The following is a 17,329-nucleotide window of genomic DNA, read 5'->3' on the forward strand; positions in this document are numbered from 1 at the left end:
CTGCGGGGCCTCGCGCTGGGGCGGGTTCGGGCGCGGGCCCGGGCCGTCGCGGCGGGCTGAGCCGCCGCCTCCGCCGCCGCCGTGCACGCACCGCACCTGCCACGTTCCGCCGAGCACCTCGTGCAGCGCGCCGGCGATGAAGTCCGCGTTGCGCGGCTCCGACAACCGCCGCGCGAGGGGCTCCGCGCTGTGCGCCAGCACGACCAGCGAACCCTCCACGCTCTGCACCGTGGCGTTGATCATCATCGCCTCGGTGCTGCGGCTGGTCTTGCGGATGGCGGCCAGCAGGTCCGGCCACACCCGCCGGATCGCGGCCGCATCGATCCCGCCGGGCGCGGGCGCCGCGTCAGCAGGCTCTGGAGCCGCCGGCTCGGTGGGGCGACGCACCGGCGCCTCCGGCGCGGCATCCCCGGCCGGGCGCGCCGTCTGCTCCGGCGCGGCGTTCGGTTCCGTGGCCCGGCGCGCCGGTGCCTCCGGCGCCGGCCGGGCAGCGGCCTCGGCTGCCGGGCGCGACGGCCCGTCGGCCGCCGGAGCGGACTCGGCAGCCGGGGGCGCGGGCGCCTGAGCAGCGCGCTGCGAAGGCCGTTGGAACCGCTCAGGAGCGGCCGCGACCTGTCCGTCGGCGGCCGGCAGAGTTCCCCCGCCGCTCACCGTGACCCGTCGCTCCAGGCGCTCCAGCCGCTGCAGCACCGCCGCTTCGCTCTCCGACGCCGAAGGCAGCAGCATCCGCGCGCACAGCAGCTCCAGCAGCAGCCGCGGCGCGGTCGCGCCCCGCATCTCCAGCAGGCCGTTGTGCACGATCTCCGCGTACCGGGTCAGCGTCGCCAGGCCGGCGCGCTCGGCCTGCGCCGTCATGCGGTCCAGCTCGTCCGCGGGCGCCGACACCAGGTTGCGCGCCGCCGCGTCCGGGACCGACCGCAACAGCACGAGGTCGCGCAGCCGGTCGAGCAGGTCGCTCGCGAAGCGGCGCGGCTCGTGCCCGGCCTCGACCAGCCGCTCGACCGTGCCGAACACCGCGGCCGAATCGTCCGCGGCCAAGCCGTCGATCATATCGTCGATCAGGGCCGAGTCGGTGACACCGAGCAGCGAGATGGCCCGGTCGTAGGTCACGCCGTCCGGGCCCGCGCCGGCCAGCAGCTGGTCCAGCACCGACTGCGTGTCGCGCGCCGAACCGCCGCCCGCGCGGATCACCAGCGGGTACACGGCCGGGTCGACGTGGATGCCCTCGGCCGCGACGTTGCGCTCCAGCAGGTCCCGCATCGCGCTGGGCGGGATCAGCCGGAACGGGTAGTGGTGGGTCCGCGACCGGATGGTGGGCAGCACCTTGTCCGGCTCGGTGGTGGCGAAGATGAAGATCAGGTGCTCTGGCGGCTCTTCGACGATCTTCAGCAGGGCGTTGAAGCCCTGCGTGGTGACCATGTGCGCCTCGTCGATGATGAACACCCGGTAGCGCGATTCGGCCGGCGCGTAGAAGGCGCGGTCACGCAGCTCGCGGGCGTCGTCGACACCACCGTGGCTGGCCGCGTCGAGTTCGGTGACGTCGATGCTGCCCGGCCCCTCGGGCGCCAGCGCGCGGCACGAGTCGCACTTGCCGCACGGGTCGGGGGTCGGGCCTTCGACGCAGTTCAGCGAGCGGGCCATGATGCGCGCGCTGGAGGTCTTGCCGCAGCCGCGCGGCCCGGAGAACAGGTACGCGTGGTTGATGCGGCCCGCGGTGAGGGCGGCGCGCAGCGGTTCGGTGACGTGCTCCTGCCCGACGACCTCGGCGAAGGTCGCCGGACGGTACTTGCGGTAGAGAGCCAGAGCCACGACGCGAGAGTACCGGCACCCACCGACAAGCCAGGCTCAGCCCACGGCGCCGAAGGAGACACCAGGGAGGAAGGCCGCGGAGCGAAGGCCCAAGCCACGAGGGCACCTGGAGCGAGCTAGAGAGGCAAGGAGGCAGAGGCGAACCGGCAGCCAGCAGCGAGACCGCGAGCCGAGATAGCCCAGCAGCCAGGCAGCGAGTCGGCCCAGCGGCGAGACGGCGAGGCCCCCAGGCGGGGTCGACAGTCAGACAGCCCAGCAGCGAGCCAACCCAGCGGTGAGACGGCGACACGCAGGCGGCGAGACAGGTAGCAAAGCACCCGAAAGGAAGCCGACGCGCTGGTCCCCACCCAACGCGCCCAGCGCCCGCCAAGGCGAGGAGCTCGCACCGTGGGGGTCCGGGGGTCGCCCCCCGAAGAACACAGCGGACGCAGTCCCCTTCGTGCAAGGGTGGAGCCCCTGACGAAGGGGACCCCCGCACCCGTCAGAGCCTGCTTATCCTTGCTGCCTTCCGGCCCTGGGGAGGTTCACAGGATGGACGCCGCGGGGGTCCACCGTCAGTGTACTCAACCGGCCGCGGCCGCTGTCGTCAGGTCGTAGACCGTCGTGCCGCCCACCGTTTGAGCAGTGAAGTTCTCCGTCACCCACTGCTCGATCTCGCCGGAGCCTCGGCCCATGCGGTCGGAGACGTAGTACGTGATCTCCCCGTCGGCGACGTACCGCTTGAACTCGTCCAGCGTCGGCGCCGGGTCGCCGCCGTTGAAGCCGCCGATCGCGATCACCGCGGTGTCCGAGCCGAGCGCGAGGCCGGCCGCCGACTGGGAGCCGTTGGAAGCCGCGGACCACTTCGTCGTGGTCTGCCGGAGCAGCGCGATCAACTCGCTCGACTCCGCGCCGGCCCGGTCGCCGAAGCCCATCGAGTTGCCGGACGGCCCGGACGTCGGGATCGACCCGGTGTGCCCCTGACCCGCCGTGACGACGGCGTACGCCCCCGGCGCGAGCAGGCCCGTGATCACCCCGGCCACCGCCAGCACGGTCCCCGCCCGCCGGAGACGGTCGAGCCCGAACAGCAGCCCGGCGACCACCAGCGCGGTCAGCACCAGCAGCACCCACCGCAGCCACGGCTGCCAGTCCGGCGTCCGGTCGAGCAGGATGAAGTCCCACACCCCGGTCGCCGCGAGCATCAGCGCCAGCACGATCCGGGCGGCGAAGTTGTGCCGTCCACGCCACAGCTCGACCGCCCCGATGCCGACCAGCCCGGCGATTCCCGGGGCCAGCGCCACCGTGTAGTACGGGTGGATCGTCCCGCTCATGAAGCTGAACACCACCCCGGTGACGACCGTCCAGCCGCCCCACAGCAGCAGCGCGGCACGCGTGCGATCCAGCCGCGGCGCGAACCGGGTGAACCACAGCCCGGCGACCAGCGCGATCAGCGCGGCGGGCAGCAGCCAGGAGATCTCCAGCCCGAACGACGCGCCGAACATGCGCAGCAGCCCGGTCTCCCCGCCGAACATGGTGTTGCCGCTCATCCCGGCACCACCGCCGCCACCGTTGCCCGCACCGCCGAAGATCCGGCCCAGCCCGTTGTACCCGAACGCCAGATCCAGCGGCGTGTTGTCGGCCGACCCGCCGATGTAGGGCCGGGACCCGGTGGGCCACAACGCGACCGCCACGATCCACCAGCCCGCGGCGACCACGACCGCGACACCGGCCCCGAGCAGCTGGAGCAAGCGTTTGCCCAGCCCGGCCGGCGCGGCGACCAGGTACACCAGCGCGAACGCGGGCAGCACCAGGAACGCCTGCAGCATCTTGGTGAGGAACCCGAACCCGAGCGCGGCACCGGCGAGCAGCAGCCACCCGGTGCTCGCCCGGTCCAGGGCCCGGACCGTGCAGTAGGCGCCGGCCACCATCAGCAGCACGAGCAGCGCGTCCGGGTTGTTGAACTTGAACATCAGCGCCGCGACGGGCGTCAGCGCGAGCGCCGCCCCGGCGATCAGTCCGGCCAGCGGACCCGAGGTGCGCCGAACGGCCGCGTACAGCAGGGCCACCGACGCCACACCGCACAGCGCGTTGGGCAGCAGCATGCTGAAGCTGGAGAAGCCGAGCAGCCGCCCGGACAGCGCCATCAACCACAGCGACGCGGGTGGTTTGTCGACCGTGATCACGTTGCCCGGGTCCAGCGACCCGAAGAACAACGCCTCCCAGTTCTTCGTGCCGGCCTGCACGGCCATCGCGTAGAAGTCGTTGGCGTATCCGGACGCGCTCAGGTTCCACAGGTACAGCGCGGCGGTCGCGACCAGCAGGACGGCGACCGAGGGCCGGACCCACGGGGGCCGGCCGGCGGTCCGCGATCGTGCCGCGGCGGGGACCGGCCCGAGGCGGGCCGGATCGGAGGAAACAGCCGCAGTCGACATGTCGAGTCGGTTCTCCTATCGGTTCGTTCGGAAGACCCAGTTGCGGAACAGCAGGAACCGCAGGACGGTCGCGGCCAGGTTGGCCAGGACGAGCACCACCAGCTCGGCGAACCGCCCGGGTTCGCCGCCGGCGTGCAGCAGCGCCAGCGATCCGCTGGTCAGCGCCAGCCCGAGGCCGACGACGATCAGGCCCTCGAACTGGTGCCGCCCGGCGCCCTTCGGCCCGCGCACGCCGAACGTGAACCGCCGGTTGGCCGCGGTGTTGACGACCGCGGTGACCAGCAGCGCGATCAGGTTCGCCGCCTGCGCGCCGATCCCGGTCCGCAGCAGGACGTAGAGCACCAGGTAGGCCAGGGTGCTGCCGACGCCGATCGCGGCGAACCGGACGAGCTGTTTGGCCAGTGTCGGCGGGACGCCGGGTTCGGTGACGGCGAGCGGGTGTCTCCCCAGCTGGGCGCGGATCTGGCTGATGGGCAGGGTGCCGCGCGCGAAGCCGCGGATCATCCGGGCGACGCCCTTGAGGTCCGCGGTGGCGGTGGCGACGATGTCGACCGACGAGTCCGGGTCGTCGACCCAGTCCACCGGCACCTCGTGGATGCGCAGGCCGGAGCGCTGCGCGAGGACGAGCAGCTCGGTGTCGAAGAACCAGCCGGTGTCTTCGACCAGCGGCAGCAACTGCCGGGCGACGTCGGCGCGGATGGCCTTGAAGCCGCACTGCGCGTCGCTGAACCGGGCGGCCAGCGCGCCGCGCAGGATCAGGTTGTAGCAGCGCGAGATGAACTCGCGTTTCGGTCCGCGCACGACCCGGGCGCCGCGGGCCAGCCGGGACCCGATCGCCAGGTCGGAGTGCCCGGAGATCAGCGGCGCGACCAGCGGGAGGAGCGCGGCGAGGTCGGTGGACAGGTCGACGTCCAGGTAGGCCAGCACCTGGGCGTCGGAGGCGGACCAGACGGCGTTGAGCGCCCGGCCGCGGCCCTTCTGGTCCAGGTGCCGCACCTCGACCTCGGGCAGCTCGGCGGCGAGCGCCCGCGCGAGAGCCAGCGTCGAGTCGGTGCTTGCGTTGTCGGCGACGGTGATGCGGAACGGGTAGGGCAGTGCGTCGGACAGGTACGCGTGCAGGCGGCGCACGCAGGGCGCGAGGTCGGTCTCCTCGTTGTACACGGGGACGACGACGTCGAGGACCGGGGACGTGCTCCGTTGCGGTGGGTCGGCCGGCCGAGGTGCGGGGGAGGCGTCGGCGGAGGTCGTCATGAACACTGACGGTGGCCCGCCGCGTTGTGGCGATCATGTGCCCGAGCTGTGCGCAGCCTGTGAGCGGCTCCCGAACGGCTTACCTGGGAAAACGCACCGTGAATTCGGTGTGACCCGGCCTGCTTTCGACGCCGACGCGGCCGCGGTGGGCGGCGACGACGGCGGCCACGATCGCCAGGCCCAGCCCGGTGCTGCCGGCCGCGCGGGAGCGGGAGGTGTCGCCGCGGGCGAAGCGCTCGAACACCGTCGGCAGGACCTCCGGCGCGATGCCCGGCCCGTTGTCGGTCACCCGCAGCACCACCTCGGCGTCCTCAGTGGACAGTTTCGTGGTGACCACGGTGTCCGGTGGGGTGTGGGTGCGGGCGTTGTTGAGCAGGTTGAGCACGACCTGGTGCAGCTGGTCGGCGTCGCCGGCGACGGTGATCGGGTCGGCGGGCACGTCGAGCCGCCACCGGTGGTCCGGACCGGCGACGGTCGCGTCGGACACCGCGTCGGCCACGATCCGGGAGAAGTCGACCGGCTCGTGGACACGGTGCCGCCCGGAGTCCAGGCGCGCGAGCAGCAGCAGGTCCTCGACCAGGGTCGTCATCCGGGCCGATTCCGACTCGACGCGGCCCATCGCGAACGCGATGTCCGGCGGCACGGTGTCGCCGCCGCGCCGGGCCAGCTCGGCGTACCCGCGGATGGCCGCGAGCGGCGTGCGCAGCTCGTGGCTGGCGGCGGCGACGAACTGCCGCACCCGGCTTTCGCTGGCCTGCCGCGCGGTCAGCGCCGCGCCGACGTGCCCGAGCATTTGGTTGAACGCCGCGCCGACCTTGCCGACCTCGGTGCGGGTGTCGGTGTCGACCGGTTGCACCCGGATCGACAACGCGACCTCGCCGCGGTCGAGTTGCAGCTGGGACACCTTGGCGGCGGTGTCGGCGAGCCGGTCCAGCGGACGCATGGTGCGCCGGATGGTGATCGCGCCGTGCCCGCCCGCGACGAGCAGGCCGCCGAGCGCGACCCCGCCGAAGATGAACCCGAGCCGCCACAGCGTGTCGGTCACCTCCGCCAGCGGGAGACCGGTGATCAGCAGCGCGCCGTCCGGGGCCCGCACCGACACGACGCGGTAGTCGCCGAGATCGCCGAGGTCGACACTGCGCCGCTCGCCGTCGGCGGGCAGCGCGAGCAACGTGCGCAGCTGCTCGGCGGGCACCGGATCACTGGGGAACGGGTTGTCCGACGAGGTGGAACCGCCGCGCAGCACCCCGGCCCGCACGGCGCCGTCCGGGAACACGACCACGGCCAGCGTGCCGATGCCCTGCCCCGGAACCCGCAGCGAGTCCGGCGGCGGCTGGTTCGGCGGGCCGTTCCACGACCCCGGCGGCGGCTGGCGGGTGCCCCGCTCGCTCGCCGCGACGAGCCGGTCGTCGAGCTGGTGGTAGAGGAAGCTGCGCAGCGCGAGCTCGGTGACCAGGCCGACGACCAGGCACACGAGCGCCAGCAGCGCGATGACCTGCGCGATCAGCTTGCCGCGCAGGGAGGAGGGCAGGAGCCGCCGGGGGCGGGCGTGCTCAGCCTGCCGGCTTGAGGACATACCCCGCGCCGCGCAGCGTGTGGATCATCGGCTCCCTGCCCGCGTCGATCTTCTTCCGCAGGTAGGAAATATAGAGCTCGACGATGTTGGCCTGGCCGCCGAAGTCGTAGCTCCACACCCGGTCCAGGATCTGGGCCTTGGACAGCACGCGCTTGGGGTTGCGCATCAGGTAGCGCAGCAGCTCGAATTCGGTGGCCGTCAGCGAGATCGGGTCGCCACCGCGGAACACCTCACGACTGTCCTCGTCCAGGGTCAGGTCGCCGACCGTCAGGGTCGAGCCCTCGGTGGCGGCCACCACCCGCGAGCGGCGCAGCAGGGCACGCAGGCGGAGCACGACCTCTTCCAGGCTGAGCGGCTTGGTCACGTAGTCGTCGCCGCCCGCGGTCAGGCCGGCGATGCGGTCCTCCACCGCGTCCCGCGCGGTGAGGAACAGCACCGGCAGGTGCGGCGTCTCGGCGCGCAGCTTGCTGAGCACCTCCAGGCCGCTGAAGTCGGGCAGCATGACGTCGAGCACGACGGCGTCGGGGCGGAAGTCGCGGGCCACGCGGACCGCCTCGGTGCCGGTGCCGGCGCTGCGGGTCTCCCAGCCCTCCATGCGCAGGGCCATCGACACCAGCTCGGCCAGGGTCTCCTCGTCGTCGACCACGAGGACCCGCACCGCCGAGCCGTCGGGGTGCTTGAGGCCGGCCTTGCCCGCGCCGGACATCGCGGCGTTCATGCTGGTCATGGTCTCATCCTGGGCCGCGCCGGTGGGTCCTTCCTGTGACCCGTCTGTGTGTTTCCTGTGCGTGCTCGCCGTGCACAGCGTCCGCCCACCTCGTACACAGCCTCCGCACAGTTGGCCTGCCGAACCTGTGGGGTGGCAGGGGTGGCCCCTGCCGCGACCGACAGCGAAAGGGACACGATGAGCACGGAGCCGACGACCACCGAGGCACCTGCCGCCGCGTGGGGAGACCCGCAGCCGCCCGCGCCCAAGTGGTCCGGCAGGAAAACCGCGATCGCCGCGGCCGTGGCGGTCGTCATAGCCGCCGTCGGCGGGGTCGCGATCTATGCGGGCACCTCGTCCGAGGCGAACCAGCAGGGCGGCATGGGCGGTTTCCCGGGTGGCGGCCGGATGGGTCAGATGGGTGGTTCGGCGTCGATCCTGCGGGAGGCGCTGCACGGGGACTTCACGGTGTCCGCCGGCGGCGGGTACGCGGTCGAGCGGTTCCAGACCGGCGAGGTCAGCGCGCTGAGCGCCACCTCGATCACGGTGCGCAGCGAGGACGACTACACCCAGACGTACGTGATCGACTCCGCGACGGAGAAGGCGAGCAACCTGGCCACCGGCTCGACGGTGACGGTGCTGGCGAAGGTCTCCGGCGACACCGCCACCGCGACGTCGATCACCGAGGGTTCGGCCCAGCAGAGTGGGCCCGGCGGGTTTCCCGGCGGCCAGGCTCCTGGTGGTCAGGGCCCGGGTGGCGGCCGGCCGTGAGCCGCGGCGCTTCCGGGTCGGCCGGCGACCCGGAAGCGCCGCACTGTGGGGAATAACACACGAGTTTCGATAATCGGCGTCAGCGCAGGTCGAACTGGCCCGCCTTGACGCCTTCGAGGAAGGCCGCCCACTCGCCGGCGTCGAACACGAAGACCGGGCTGCTCGCCAGCTTGGTGTCGCGCACGCCGACCAGCCCCGGCGCGGCCAGGTTGACCTCCACGCAGTTGCCGCCGTTGGGCTCGCTGGCGAAGGACTTCTGCCACTTCGACTCGTCGAACAGGTGCACCGCGTCGTGCGGGTCGTAATCCACCGGTCGCGGGTATTCCGGCATCAGTCCCTACCTCCGTGCCTGAGGTCCCACCCCGTCGCGTAGCGAACAGGGGCGAGCCTGGTCCTTTCGTTGGAACCACGTGGGTCCAGTCGGGTGAGGTGAATGTTGATCACTCGACACCGGGATTATTCCAGGAGTAGGATTATTCCCGCCGGTCGGGTCGACCACACGGCCCGGTTCCAGTCCTTGGGGGAGGTTCGACGGTGCTCGCAGACGTGACGGAACGCCCTGCGCCGCCGCACCGACCGGATTCCTCGGTGGCCGCCCCCGCCAGCCGCACCGAAGCGCCCGGCGCACACGCCACGGAACAGCCCGCGCTGACGCGCCGACCGGATCCCCTCGCCGCCGGGGCCGCCCCCGCCAGCCACACCGAAGCCCCCGAAGTGGACGCCACCGGGCAGCCCGCGCTCACCCGCCGACCGGATCCCCTCGCCGCCGGGGCCGCCCCCGCCAGCCGCACCGAAGCGCCCGGCGCGGACGCCACGGAACAGCCCGCGCTGACGCGCCGCCCGGATCCCTTCATCGTCGTCGGGAAGGTCAACGGGCGTGACGAGGCCGCCCGCGCGGCGAGCCCGGCGGAAGCGCTGTCCCGGATGCTCGGCTGGCTCGCCGCGGACGCCGACGCCTCCGCGGTGTGGTACCTGCGCGAGGACTGGCCCGGCCCGGTCACCGTCATCGGGCGGCAGGCGCCCGGCACCGCGCGCGAATCCCGGCGGTGCGCGCACCTGTTCCCGCTGGAACCCGGCACGGTCCTGCGCGGCGCGATGACCGCCGGTTGCGGCGCGCGCCTCCGGCTACCGGAGATCGAATGGCTGCCCCTGGGCGCCGGCATGCCGTGCGAGCGCTGTCTCGTCGGCGTCTGCCGGAACCCCCGGCCGCGACTGGAAGGGGGACGGAGATGACCGTCCGCATCCTGACCGACCCGACCACGCCCCACCGCAGCGAGCCGGCGGCCGCACACCGCGGCCGTCGCAGGTGGACACTGCTGCCGCGCTCGTTCCGGCGGCACTGGCACGCGTGGCGCCACAGCGCGGAACTGGCGCTGCCCCGCCCACGGACCTAGCGGGCCGCACCCCCGCCGCCGACGGCCGGCCACCCGAGCACCTACGCCACCCCGCCGAGTTCGCGACGATCCCCGCATTCCTCGACGAACAGCCCTGACTCAGCGCTTGCGGCCCACCCCGCACCAGCCGATCGACATCGACGGGCGCGCCACGAAGTTCTGCGTCACCGGGGACGGTGCTTCCGCCAGCCGCCACTGCGGCAGCCACACCACACCTGGCTCCACCATCTCGAAGTCCCCGAAGAAGGACGCGATCTCGTCGTACCGGCGGGAGAACGCGGGCGTCCCGGACTTCTCGTACAACGCGAACGCCGCCCGGATGCTCGCCGCGTAGTCCGCGGGCACGTCGAGGTCGTCGTACGTCGCATGGGAGATCGCCAGGTACGAGCCGACTGGCAGCCGCGCCCGGTAGGCGGCCACGATCTCGCCCGCGGGCTCGTCGTTGGGGATGAAGTGCAGCGCCGCGCAGAAGATCAACCCGATCGGCCGCGTCCGGTCGAGCACGCCGGTGCCCATCGCCGCCCGCCACACCGCGTCCGGGTCCCGCTGGTCGGCGCGGACGATCGCGTGCCGCGAGGGGTCGCCCTCACGCTCCAGCATCAACTGCCCGTGGGCGACGGCGACGTGCTCGCGGTCCACGTACACGCAGCGGCTGGCCGGGTCGAGCGAGTGGGCGATCCGGTGCACGGTCCCCACGGTCGGCCCGCCGGAGCCGACGTCGAGGAACTGGTCGACCCCGTTGCGCAGGCAGAACCGCACGACGCGTTCGAGGAACTCCAGGTTCGCGCGGGCGATCAGCGGCGCGAACGGGACCTCGGCCAGCACGCGGTCACCGAGGGCGCGGTCCATCGCCCAGTTCCCCGTGCCACCCAGGTAGTAGTCGTACATGCGGACGGCGTTGGGACGGTCCAGGTCCACGCCGTCCTGATCCGGTTCGGTCACGCTCAACCCCCGACAAGTTGATCTTGACCGGAGCCTAGGCCCCCATCGCCACGCGGTACTGATCGGCCATGTTCTTCAGGAACTCACGCGTCTCCTGCCGCTCCAGCGCCGCGCCGCGCAGGCGGTCCCACGCGTCGACGAACAGCTGGAAGTCCTTCTGGTCGTCCAGGTAGACCCCGCCCGCCGAGTGTTCGATGTAGACGAAGTCCCGGGTGCGGTCGGGGAAGCGCATGATCGTGAAGTCGTTGGGCACCGCGGCCAGCCGGGCCCCGAACGGCAGCACGTGGATGTACACGCGCTGGCGCCGGTCCAGCTCCAGCAGGTGCTCGATCTGGTCCAGCATCACCGCGGGCGCCCGGCCGCCGGGCGCGCGGTGCAGCGCGGCCTCGCTGATGATGAACCGGTAGTACGGCGGCTGCGGCTGGTCGAAGACCGCCTTGCGGTCCAGCCGGTTGCGCACCAGCGACGTCACGTCGGTGGCGCCGAACTCGGTGAACTGCTTGAGCATGTAGTGCTCGGACTGCAGCGGTCCGGGGATGCGCTCGCCGTGCCAGGTCATGATCTCCACGGCGGCCGGTTCGAGGTCGGTGAACGTGCGGAACCAGTGCGGCACCACGGACCGGTAGCCGGACCACGCACCCCGCTGCCCCGCCGCCGCGCGTGCCAGGCTCATCAGCGCCTCCGACTCGTCACCGTTGACGCCGAACGCCTCCAGCATCGTGCGCACGTCACCGAGCTTGACGCCCACCGCGCCGGATTCGATCTTGTTGACCTTGCCCTGGGTGCAGCCGAGGACCTCGGCGACCTGCTGCTGGGTCATCTTCGCGGCCAGCCGCGCGTGCCGGAGCTCGTTGCCGAGTTGCTTGCGACGGGAAGTAACGGTGCTCGCCATTGCCTAGTTCCGCGCCCTCACCCGCTCCACGGCACCTCGTCCCGCCTCATCCCTGGTAGTGGAACCCACGACCGTACTCCATGCCGCACCGTAGCGCGGCAATGACTGGATGGAGTTTGGCAGGAAACGCGGCCCAACGCTAGTTACTCACGCGTTCACCTGCGGGAACAGGCGTCGCGCTAGGGTGCGGAGAGAGCTTCGAGAGGGAAGGCTGCGCATGAGCAAGAAGGCGAGCATCGGCGTCACGGGCCTGGCCGTCATGGGCCGGAACCTGGCGCGCAACCTGGCGCGGCACGGGCACACCGTCGCCCTGCACAACCGCTCGGAACAGCGCACTCGCGACCTGGTGGAGCAGTTCGGCGACGAAGGCGAATTCATCCCCACCTACTCCGCGCAGGAGTTCGTGGACGCGCTCGAGCGGCCGCGCAAGCTGGTGATCATGGTCAAGGCCGGCGCCCCGACGGACGCCGTCATCGAGGAGTTCGCGCCGCTGCTGGAAGAGGGCGACGTGATCGTCGACGCGGGCAACGCGCACTTCGCCGACACCCGGCGCCGCGAGGCCGCGCTGCGCGAGCGCGGGCTGCACTTCGTCGGCACCGGCGTCTCCGGCGGCGAGGAGGGCGCGCTGCACGGGCCGAGCATCATGCCCGGCGGGTCGAAGGAGTCGTACGAGTCGCTCGGGCCGCTGTTCGAGAGCATCTCGGCCAAGGTCGACGGCGACCCGTGCTGCACCCACATCGGCCCGGACGGCGCCGGTCACTTCGTGAAGATGGTGCACAACGGCATCGAGTACTCCGACATGCAGCTGATCGCGGAGTCGTTCGACCTGCTGCGCGGCGCGCTCGGGTACGAGCCGGGGCAGATCGCGGAGGTGTTCCGCACCTGGAACACCGGGCGGCTCGACTCGTACCTGATCGAGATCACCGCCGAGGTGCTGGCGCACACCGACGCCGCGACCGGCAAGCCGTTCGTGGACATCGTGACCGACCAGGCCGAGCAGAAGGGCACCGGCCGCTGGACCGTGCAGATCGGCCTGGACCTCGGCGTGCCGATCAGCGGCATCGCGGAGGCGGTGTTCGCGCGGTCCCTGTCCGGCAGCGCGGACCTGCGCGCGGCCGGCCGCGGCCTGCCCGGCCCGACGCGCGCCCCGCTGACCGGCGCGGCGGCGGAGACCTTCGCCGACGACGTCGAGCGCGCGCTGTACGCGTCGAAGATCGTCGCCTACGCGCAGGGCTTCAACCAGATCCAGGCCGGTGGCGCGGAGTACGGCTGGGACATCGACCTCGGCGCGCTGGCCGCGATCTGGCGCGGCGGCTGCATCATCCGGGCGAAGTTCCTGGACGACATCCGAGCCGCCTACGCCGCCGAGCCGGGCCTGCCGACGCTGCTCACCGCGGGCGACTTCCGCAAGGCCGTGGAGGACGCGCAGGACGCGTGGCGGTCGGTGATCTCCACCGCGGTGCGGCTGGGCATCCCGACGCCGGGCTTCTCGACCGCGCTGGCCTACTACGACGGCCTGCGCGCCGAGCGGCTCCCGGCCGCCCTGGTGCAGGGGCAGCGCGACTTCTTCGGCGCGCACACCTACCGCCGGGTCGACCGGGAGGGCTCGTTCCACACCCGCTGGGCCGAGGACGGCCGCCCCGAGGGCGGGGCTTGATCGCCGCGTGACGGGCGTCCGCGCGGCGCCCGTCACGCGTCCGGGTACACGGCCCGGAGCATGTTGCGGATCTCCTCCTCGACGGCGTCCTTGGCGACGCCGAGTTCGGTGAGCACGTCGTAGGCCGGCCCCTCGGCCTGGTCGAGCAGGGCGAGCAGGATGTGCTCGGTGCCGACGTAGTTGTGCCCCAGCCGCAAGGCTTCCCGCACGGTCAGCTGGATGACCTTGCGGCCGGCGGGGCTGAACGGGATGTGCGTGGGCAGCTCGTCCACGGGCGGCGGCAGGGTCGCGTTGACCCGCTCGCCCACCGTTTCCGGCGTCACGCCGAGGTTCTCCAACGCCTTCGCCGCGAGGCCGTCCCGCTCGCCGACCACGCCGATCAGGATGTGCGCGGTCTCGATCTGCTCGTTGCCCGCGCCGCGGGCGACCTTCTCGGCGTTCACCATCACCCGGCGGGCGCGTTCGGTGAAGCGGCTGAAGGCTTCCTGGCCGGTGCCGTCGAACTCCTTGGGCACGAACCGCTTCTGCGCCGCCTGCTTGGAAACCCCCATGCTGGCGCCGATCTCCGTCCACGACGCGCCGCTTCGCCGCGCCTGGTCGACGAAGTGGCCGATCAGGTGGTCGGCGACGTCGCCGAGGTGCTCACCGAGCAGCACCGCGTCGGAGAGCTGCTGGAGGGGATCGGAGTCCGGGTGCTGCCGCTTGATGGCCTCGATCAAATCGTCGAGTCGTACTGAACTGGTCATACGTCAACCCTAGGTTGACGACCGTGGCGGCGTCAACCCAGGGTTGACGATTCGGCTTCAGGCGAACGGCAGCCCCACGTAGTTCTCCGCGATGCTCGTCGCCGCGGCGCGGGAGGACGCCGTGTACCGCAGCTGCGACAGCTGCAGCCGCCGGCCGAAGTCGTCCGCCGCCGGGTCCACGTGCAGCATCGAGGTCATGTACCAGGAGAAGTGCTCGGCCCGCCACACGCGCCGCAGGCAGGTGTCCGAATAGGACTCCGCCAGCTCGCCGCGCTTGTGCTGCAACAACTCCACCAGCGCACGGGACAGCACGCGGACGTCGGCGACCGCCAGGTTCATGCCCTTGGCGCCGGTCGGCGGGACGATGTGCGCGGCGTCTCCGGCGAGGAACAGCCGGCCGTACTGCATGGGTTCGGTGACGAAGCTGCGCATCGGCGTGATGCCCTTGTCCAGGATCGGCCCCTCGCGCAGCACGAAGTCGTGCGCGTTCGTGGTGAGCCGGACGTCCAGTTCGGACCAGATGCGGTCGTCGGACCAGTTCTCGATCTTCTCGTCGCTGGGCACCTGCAGGTAGAGCCGCGTGATCTCCGGCGAGCGCATGCTGTGCAGCGCGAACCCGCGTTCGTGGTGGGCGTAGATCAGCTCCTCGTGCGAGGGCGGGGTCTGCGCCAGCACGCCCAGCCACGCGAACGGGTATTCGCGGTCGAACGTCGTGATCCGGTCCGCGGGGATCGTCGGGCGGCTGACGCCGTGGAAGCCGTCGCAGCCGGCGATCGCGTCGCACTCCAGCGTTCGCGCCACCCCGTCGGCGTCGCGGTAGGTGACGCGCGGGTTTTCGGTGTCCACGTCGTGCAGCTCGACGTCGGTGACCTCGAAGTGGATCGGGTAGCCCTTGGCCTCGTGCGCGGCGATCAGGTCCTTGACGATCTCCTGCTGCCCGTACACGGTGATCGACTTGCCGGTCAGCTCGGTGAGCGCGATGCGGTGGTCCTGACCGTCGAACCGCAGCGAGAACCCGTGGTGCGGCAGGCCTTCGGCGTCCATCCGCGTGCCGACGCCGATCTCCCGCAGCAGCTCGACCGTCGGGTGCTCGCAGACCCCGGCGCGCACCCGCTTCTCCACGTAGGCGCGGCTGCGCGTCTCGAGGACCACGGCGTCGACACCCTCGGCGTGCAGCAGGTACGACAACAGCAGACCTGCCGGCCCGGCGCCGATGATCCCGACCTGTGTGCGCGTCACTGCGACCTCCAAACTTCGCTGTTCCGGCACCCAGGATGCGGTCGGGCCGGGCCCGAGGCCAGCATGACTTCCATTCAGTGGAAGCTCATCGCCGCTGCTCGGCGAGCCACTCGTCGAACGTGGTGGGTGCGAGGCGGGCGCCGTCACCGGCGAGCATCACCTCGCCGGCCATCTCCGGGCCGAACAGCCCGGACCAGGTCGGCGCGAACGTCGCCGACCGGCCGCGGGCCTCGTAGGTGCGGCGCGCCATGTCGACGAGGTCCTGCGGCTCGGGGCCGGCGAGGTCGAGCCGGTCGGTGCGGGGTTCGGCGGCGGCGATCTCGGCGAGCACGGCAGCGACGTCGTCCGGGGCGACCGGCTGGACCAGCAGCGGCGCGATCGTCACGACGCCGTCGCGCTCGCCCCAGCCGGCGACCATCTCGGCGAAGTCGTGGAACTGCGCGGCGCGGACGATCGACCACGGCACCGGCCCCTCGGCCACGAGCCGTTCCTGCTCGCGCTTGCCGGCGTAGTGCGCGTTGCCCTCGACCCGGTCGACGTTCAGGATCGACAGCAGCACGTGGTGCCGCACCCCGGCGCGTTCCTCGGCGGCCAGCAGGTTCCGGGTGGTGCCGCCGAAGTACGCCACGGTTTCGTCTCTGTCCATCGGCGGCGCGCTCAGGGCGTCGACGACCGCGCCGACGCCGGTCAGCGCCTCGTCCAGGCCCACGCCGGTGGCGATGTCGACGCCGGTGGCACGGCTGATCCGGACGACCTCGTGCCCGTCCCGCTCGAGGACGGCGACGGTGCGGCTCCCGATGTTGCCGGTGGCCCCGGCGACTGCGATGCGCATGCTCTCTCCTTTTGTGGACTTAATGGGTCCACAATATCGGAGATACACTGGTCGCGTGAAGCTGCCATCGAGCACGGAGTGGGTCCTGCACTGCGCGACGACGCTGGCGCAGCTCGAACCGGGCCGCACCGCCTCGACGGCGCAGCTCGCAGAGTACTTCGACCTGCCGGCGCCCTACCTCGCGAAGCAGCTGAAGGCGCTGGTCCGGGCCGGCGTGCTGACCGCGACGACCGGCCCCCGCGGTGGCTTCCGGCTGGCCCGGCCCGCGGCGGAGATCACACTGCTGGAGATCGTCGAGGCGGTCGACGGGGCGTCCGCGCCGTACGAGTGCCGGGAGATCCGGCAGCAGGGCCGGGGCGCCCTGGCGCCGGAAAACTGCCGCGACACGTGCATCCTGGCGGCGAAGATGGCGAGCGCCCACGAGGCCTGGCGGGAGAGCCTGAAGGCCGAGTCCCTGGGCGACATCCTCGCCGAGTTGCCGGAGTGGGCCCCGGCCCGGACGCGGCGCCTGCTGGCGGGGATCACCCCGGCCCGCCGAACGAGCTGAGCCGTTCCCGCTCGGCTCCGGCCCAGTCCCCAGCCGCCGCACGGCGCGAAGCGCCGCCGGGCCACCCCCGGCGTCCGGGCTCACCGCCGCCGAACCGGCCTCCGCCACCCCACCTGAGCCGCACCCGCACCCGCCACCTGGGCCGCCCGCCAGCGCGGTCCGCCGCCCGGTCGCCGCTGCTCCGACCCAGCCCCCACAGAGCGGCCCAGCCACCACCCGGCGCGAAGCGCACCAGGCCACCCCCGGCCAGCATCTGGCTCACCGCCGCTGAGCCGGTCTCGCACCCGGCGCCGGCTCAGCCACCACCCGGCGCGAAGCGCCGTCGAACCACCCCCGGCCAAGCGTCCGGCTCTCCGCCGCTGAACCGGCCCTCGCCCCGCCGACTCCACGACGGCCGCAACGCCCGGGCACCGGCCACTGCCCCCGCCCACCGAGCGACCTGAGCCGCAGCCGCACCGGCACCCAGCTCCGGCCCAGCCCCCACAGAGGGACCCAGCCCACTCGGCGCGAAGCGCCGCCGAGCCGCCCCCGGCATCCGGCTCCCCGCCCCCGAACC

General features: G+C 72.4%; 16 protein-coding genes and 1 other RNA gene. 5 read left to right on the forward strand and 12 right to left on the reverse strand.

Annotated elements, in window-relative coordinates; all coding sequences use genetic code 11:
* The 6 genes from D0D15_RS32110 to D0D15_RS32135 form a co-directional block, all read right to left on the reverse strand.
* Positions 1-1,809, reverse strand: a 1,809-nt coding sequence (locus D0D15_RS32110; RefSeq protein WP_115944988.1) for a DNA polymerase III subunit gamma and tau, incomplete at its 3' end; no start/stop codon positions are given.
* Between the two features lie 458 nt (positions 1,810-2,267).
* Positions 2,268-2,364, reverse strand: an RNA gene (ffs, locus tag D0D15_RS32115) — signal recognition particle sRNA small type.
* 8 nt (positions 2,365-2,372) lie between these two features.
* On the reverse strand, positions 2,373-4,220 hold the full coding sequence (locus D0D15_RS32120) for an ArnT family glycosyltransferase (RefSeq protein WP_094006329.1): 1,848 nt from the start codon (positions 4,218-4,220) through the stop codon (positions 2,373-2,375).
* Positions 4,221-4,235: 15 nt separating this feature from the next.
* Entirely contained in the window at positions 4,236-5,471 is a 1,236-nt protein-coding gene (locus D0D15_RS32125; RefSeq protein ID WP_094006438.1) for a bifunctional glycosyltransferase family 2/GtrA family protein, read from the reverse strand.
* Positions 5,472-5,550: 79 nt separating this feature from the next.
* The gene (locus tag D0D15_RS32130) at positions 5,551-7,047 is read right to left on the reverse strand and encodes a sensor histidine kinase (protein WP_094006330.1); all 1,497 of its coding nucleotides are present in this window, start codon (positions 7,045-7,047) and stop codon (positions 5,551-5,553) included.
* The gene (locus tag D0D15_RS32135; protein ID WP_094006331.1) at positions 7,025-7,774 is read right to left on the reverse strand and encodes a response regulator transcription factor; all 750 of its coding nucleotides are present in this window, start codon (positions 7,772-7,774) and stop codon (positions 7,025-7,027) included. The genes D0D15_RS32130 and D0D15_RS32135 overlap by 23 nt, the downstream gene beginning before the upstream one ends.
* A 177-nt stretch (positions 7,775-7,951) precedes the next feature.
* Between D0D15_RS32135 and D0D15_RS32140 the strand changes: the two genes are divergently transcribed.
* The gene (locus tag D0D15_RS32140; RefSeq protein WP_094006332.1) at positions 7,952-8,524 is read left to right on the forward strand and encodes a hypothetical protein; all 573 of its coding nucleotides are present in this window, start codon (positions 7,952-7,954) and stop codon (positions 8,522-8,524) included.
* A 79-nt stretch (positions 8,525-8,603) separates the two neighbouring features.
* On the opposite strand, the gene D0D15_RS32145 is transcribed toward D0D15_RS32140, so the two are convergent.
* Complete coding sequence (locus D0D15_RS32145; RefSeq protein WP_094006333.1) at positions 8,604-8,855, reverse strand: DUF397 domain-containing protein; 252 nt, start codon at positions 8,853-8,855, stop codon at positions 8,604-8,606.
* Between the two features lie 257 nt (positions 8,856-9,112).
* Here D0D15_RS32145 and D0D15_RS37390 point away from each other — a divergent pair, with 257 nt between their 5' ends.
* Positions 9,113-9,757 (forward strand): hypothetical protein, encoded by a 645-nt coding sequence (locus D0D15_RS37390; protein ID WP_233157329.1) that lies wholly within the window; start codon positions 9,113-9,115, stop codon positions 9,755-9,757.
* Complete coding sequence (locus tag D0D15_RS36475) at positions 9,754-9,918, forward strand: hypothetical protein (protein WP_167481598.1); 165 nt, start codon at positions 9,754-9,756, stop codon at positions 9,916-9,918. The genes D0D15_RS37390 and D0D15_RS36475 overlap by 4 nt, the downstream gene beginning before the upstream one ends.
* Positions 9,919-10,017: 99 nt before the next feature.
* Here D0D15_RS36475 and D0D15_RS32155 read toward each other — a convergent pair whose 3' ends face one another.
* On the reverse strand, positions 10,018-10,860 hold the full coding sequence (locus D0D15_RS32155) for an SAM-dependent methyltransferase (RefSeq protein ID WP_233157330.1): 843 nt from the start codon (positions 10,858-10,860) through the stop codon (positions 10,018-10,020).
* Between the two features lie 34 nt (positions 10,861-10,894).
* Positions 10,895-11,752 carry a helix-turn-helix domain-containing protein gene (locus tag D0D15_RS32160; RefSeq protein WP_094006334.1) on the reverse strand — a complete coding sequence of 286 codons (858 nt, stop codon included), beginning with the start codon at positions 11,750-11,752 and terminating at the stop codon, positions 10,895-10,897.
* 217 nt (positions 11,753-11,969) lie between these two features.
* Between D0D15_RS32160 and gndA the strand changes: the two genes are divergently transcribed.
* A complete protein-coding gene (gndA, locus tag D0D15_RS32165) occupies positions 11,970-13,409 on the forward strand; it encodes an NADP-dependent phosphogluconate dehydrogenase (protein WP_115944989.1) in 1,440 nt (479 codons plus the stop codon).
* Between the two features lie 32 nt (positions 13,410-13,441).
* Here the strand turns inward: gndA and D0D15_RS32170 are convergent, their stop codons facing one another.
* The 3 genes from D0D15_RS32170 to D0D15_RS32180 all read right to left on the reverse strand — a co-directional run bounded on the left by D0D15_RS32170 (position 13,442) and on the right by D0D15_RS32180 (position 16,226).
* On the reverse strand, positions 13,442-14,155 hold the full coding sequence (locus tag D0D15_RS32170; RefSeq protein ID WP_094006336.1) for a Clp protease N-terminal domain-containing protein: 714 nt from the start codon (positions 14,153-14,155) through the stop codon (positions 13,442-13,444).
* Positions 14,156-14,212: 57 nt separating this feature from the next.
* Positions 14,213-15,394, reverse strand: coding sequence for a 4-hydroxybenzoate 3-monooxygenase (gene pobA / locus D0D15_RS32175; protein ID WP_094006337.1), 1,182 nt, complete (start codon positions 15,392-15,394; stop codon positions 14,213-14,215).
* 85 nt (positions 15,395-15,479) lie between these two features.
* Positions 15,480-16,226: an SDR family oxidoreductase gene (locus D0D15_RS32180; RefSeq protein WP_094006338.1), complete on the reverse strand. Its 747-nt coding sequence runs from the start codon at positions 16,224-16,226 to the stop codon at positions 15,480-15,482.
* 55 nt (positions 16,227-16,281) lie between these two features.
* Between D0D15_RS32180 and D0D15_RS32185 the strand changes: the two genes are divergently transcribed.
* A complete protein-coding gene (locus D0D15_RS32185) occupies positions 16,282-16,773 on the forward strand; it encodes an RrF2 family transcriptional regulator (protein WP_094006339.1) in 492 nt (163 codons plus the stop codon).
* Positions 16,774-17,329: the final 556 nt, after the last annotated feature.

The sequence above is a fragment of the Amycolatopsis thermalba genome, assembly GCF_003385215.1.
Lineage (GTDB): Bacteria > Actinomycetota > Actinomycetes > Mycobacteriales > Pseudonocardiaceae > Amycolatopsis_E > Amycolatopsis_E thermalba.

Coding starts and splice junctions, on each gene's coding strand:
- D0D15_RS32135 (WP_094006331.1), bottom strand. CDS start 7,774: ATGACCAGCATGAACGCCGCGATGTCCGGCGCGGGCAAGGCCGGCCTC.
- D0D15_RS32160 (WP_094006334.1), bottom strand. CDS start 11,752: ATGGCGAGCACCGTTACTTCCCGTCGCAAGCAACTCGGCAACGAGCTC.
- D0D15_RS36475 (WP_167481598.1), top strand. CDS start 9,754: ATGACCGTCCGCATCCTGACCGACCCGACCACGCCCCACCGCAGCGAG.
- D0D15_RS32125 (WP_094006438.1), bottom strand. CDS start 5,471: ATGACGACCTCCGCCGACGCCTCCCCCGCACCTCGGCCGGCCGACCCA.
- D0D15_RS32170 (WP_094006336.1), bottom strand. CDS start 14,155: ATGACCAGTTCAGTACGACTCGACGATTTGATCGAGGCCATCAAGCGG.
- D0D15_RS32145 (WP_094006333.1), bottom strand. CDS start 8,855: ATGCCGGAATACCCGCGACCGGTGGATTACGACCCGCACGACGCGGTG.
- D0D15_RS32130 (WP_094006330.1), bottom strand. CDS start 7,047: ATGTCCTCAAGCCGGCAGGCTGAGCACGCCCGCCCCCGGCGGCTCCTG.
- gndA (WP_115944989.1), top strand. CDS start 11,970: ATGAGCAAGAAGGCGAGCATCGGCGTCACGGGCCTGGCCGTCATGGGC.
- D0D15_RS32180 (WP_094006338.1), bottom strand. CDS start 16,226: ATGCGCATCGCAGTCGCCGGGGCCACCGGCAACATCGGGAGCCGCACC.
- D0D15_RS32120 (WP_094006329.1), bottom strand. CDS start 4,220: ATGTCGACTGCGGCTGTTTCCTCCGATCCGGCCCGCCTCGGGCCGGTC.
- D0D15_RS32140 (WP_094006332.1), top strand. CDS start 7,952: ATGAGCACGGAGCCGACGACCACCGAGGCACCTGCCGCCGCGTGGGGA.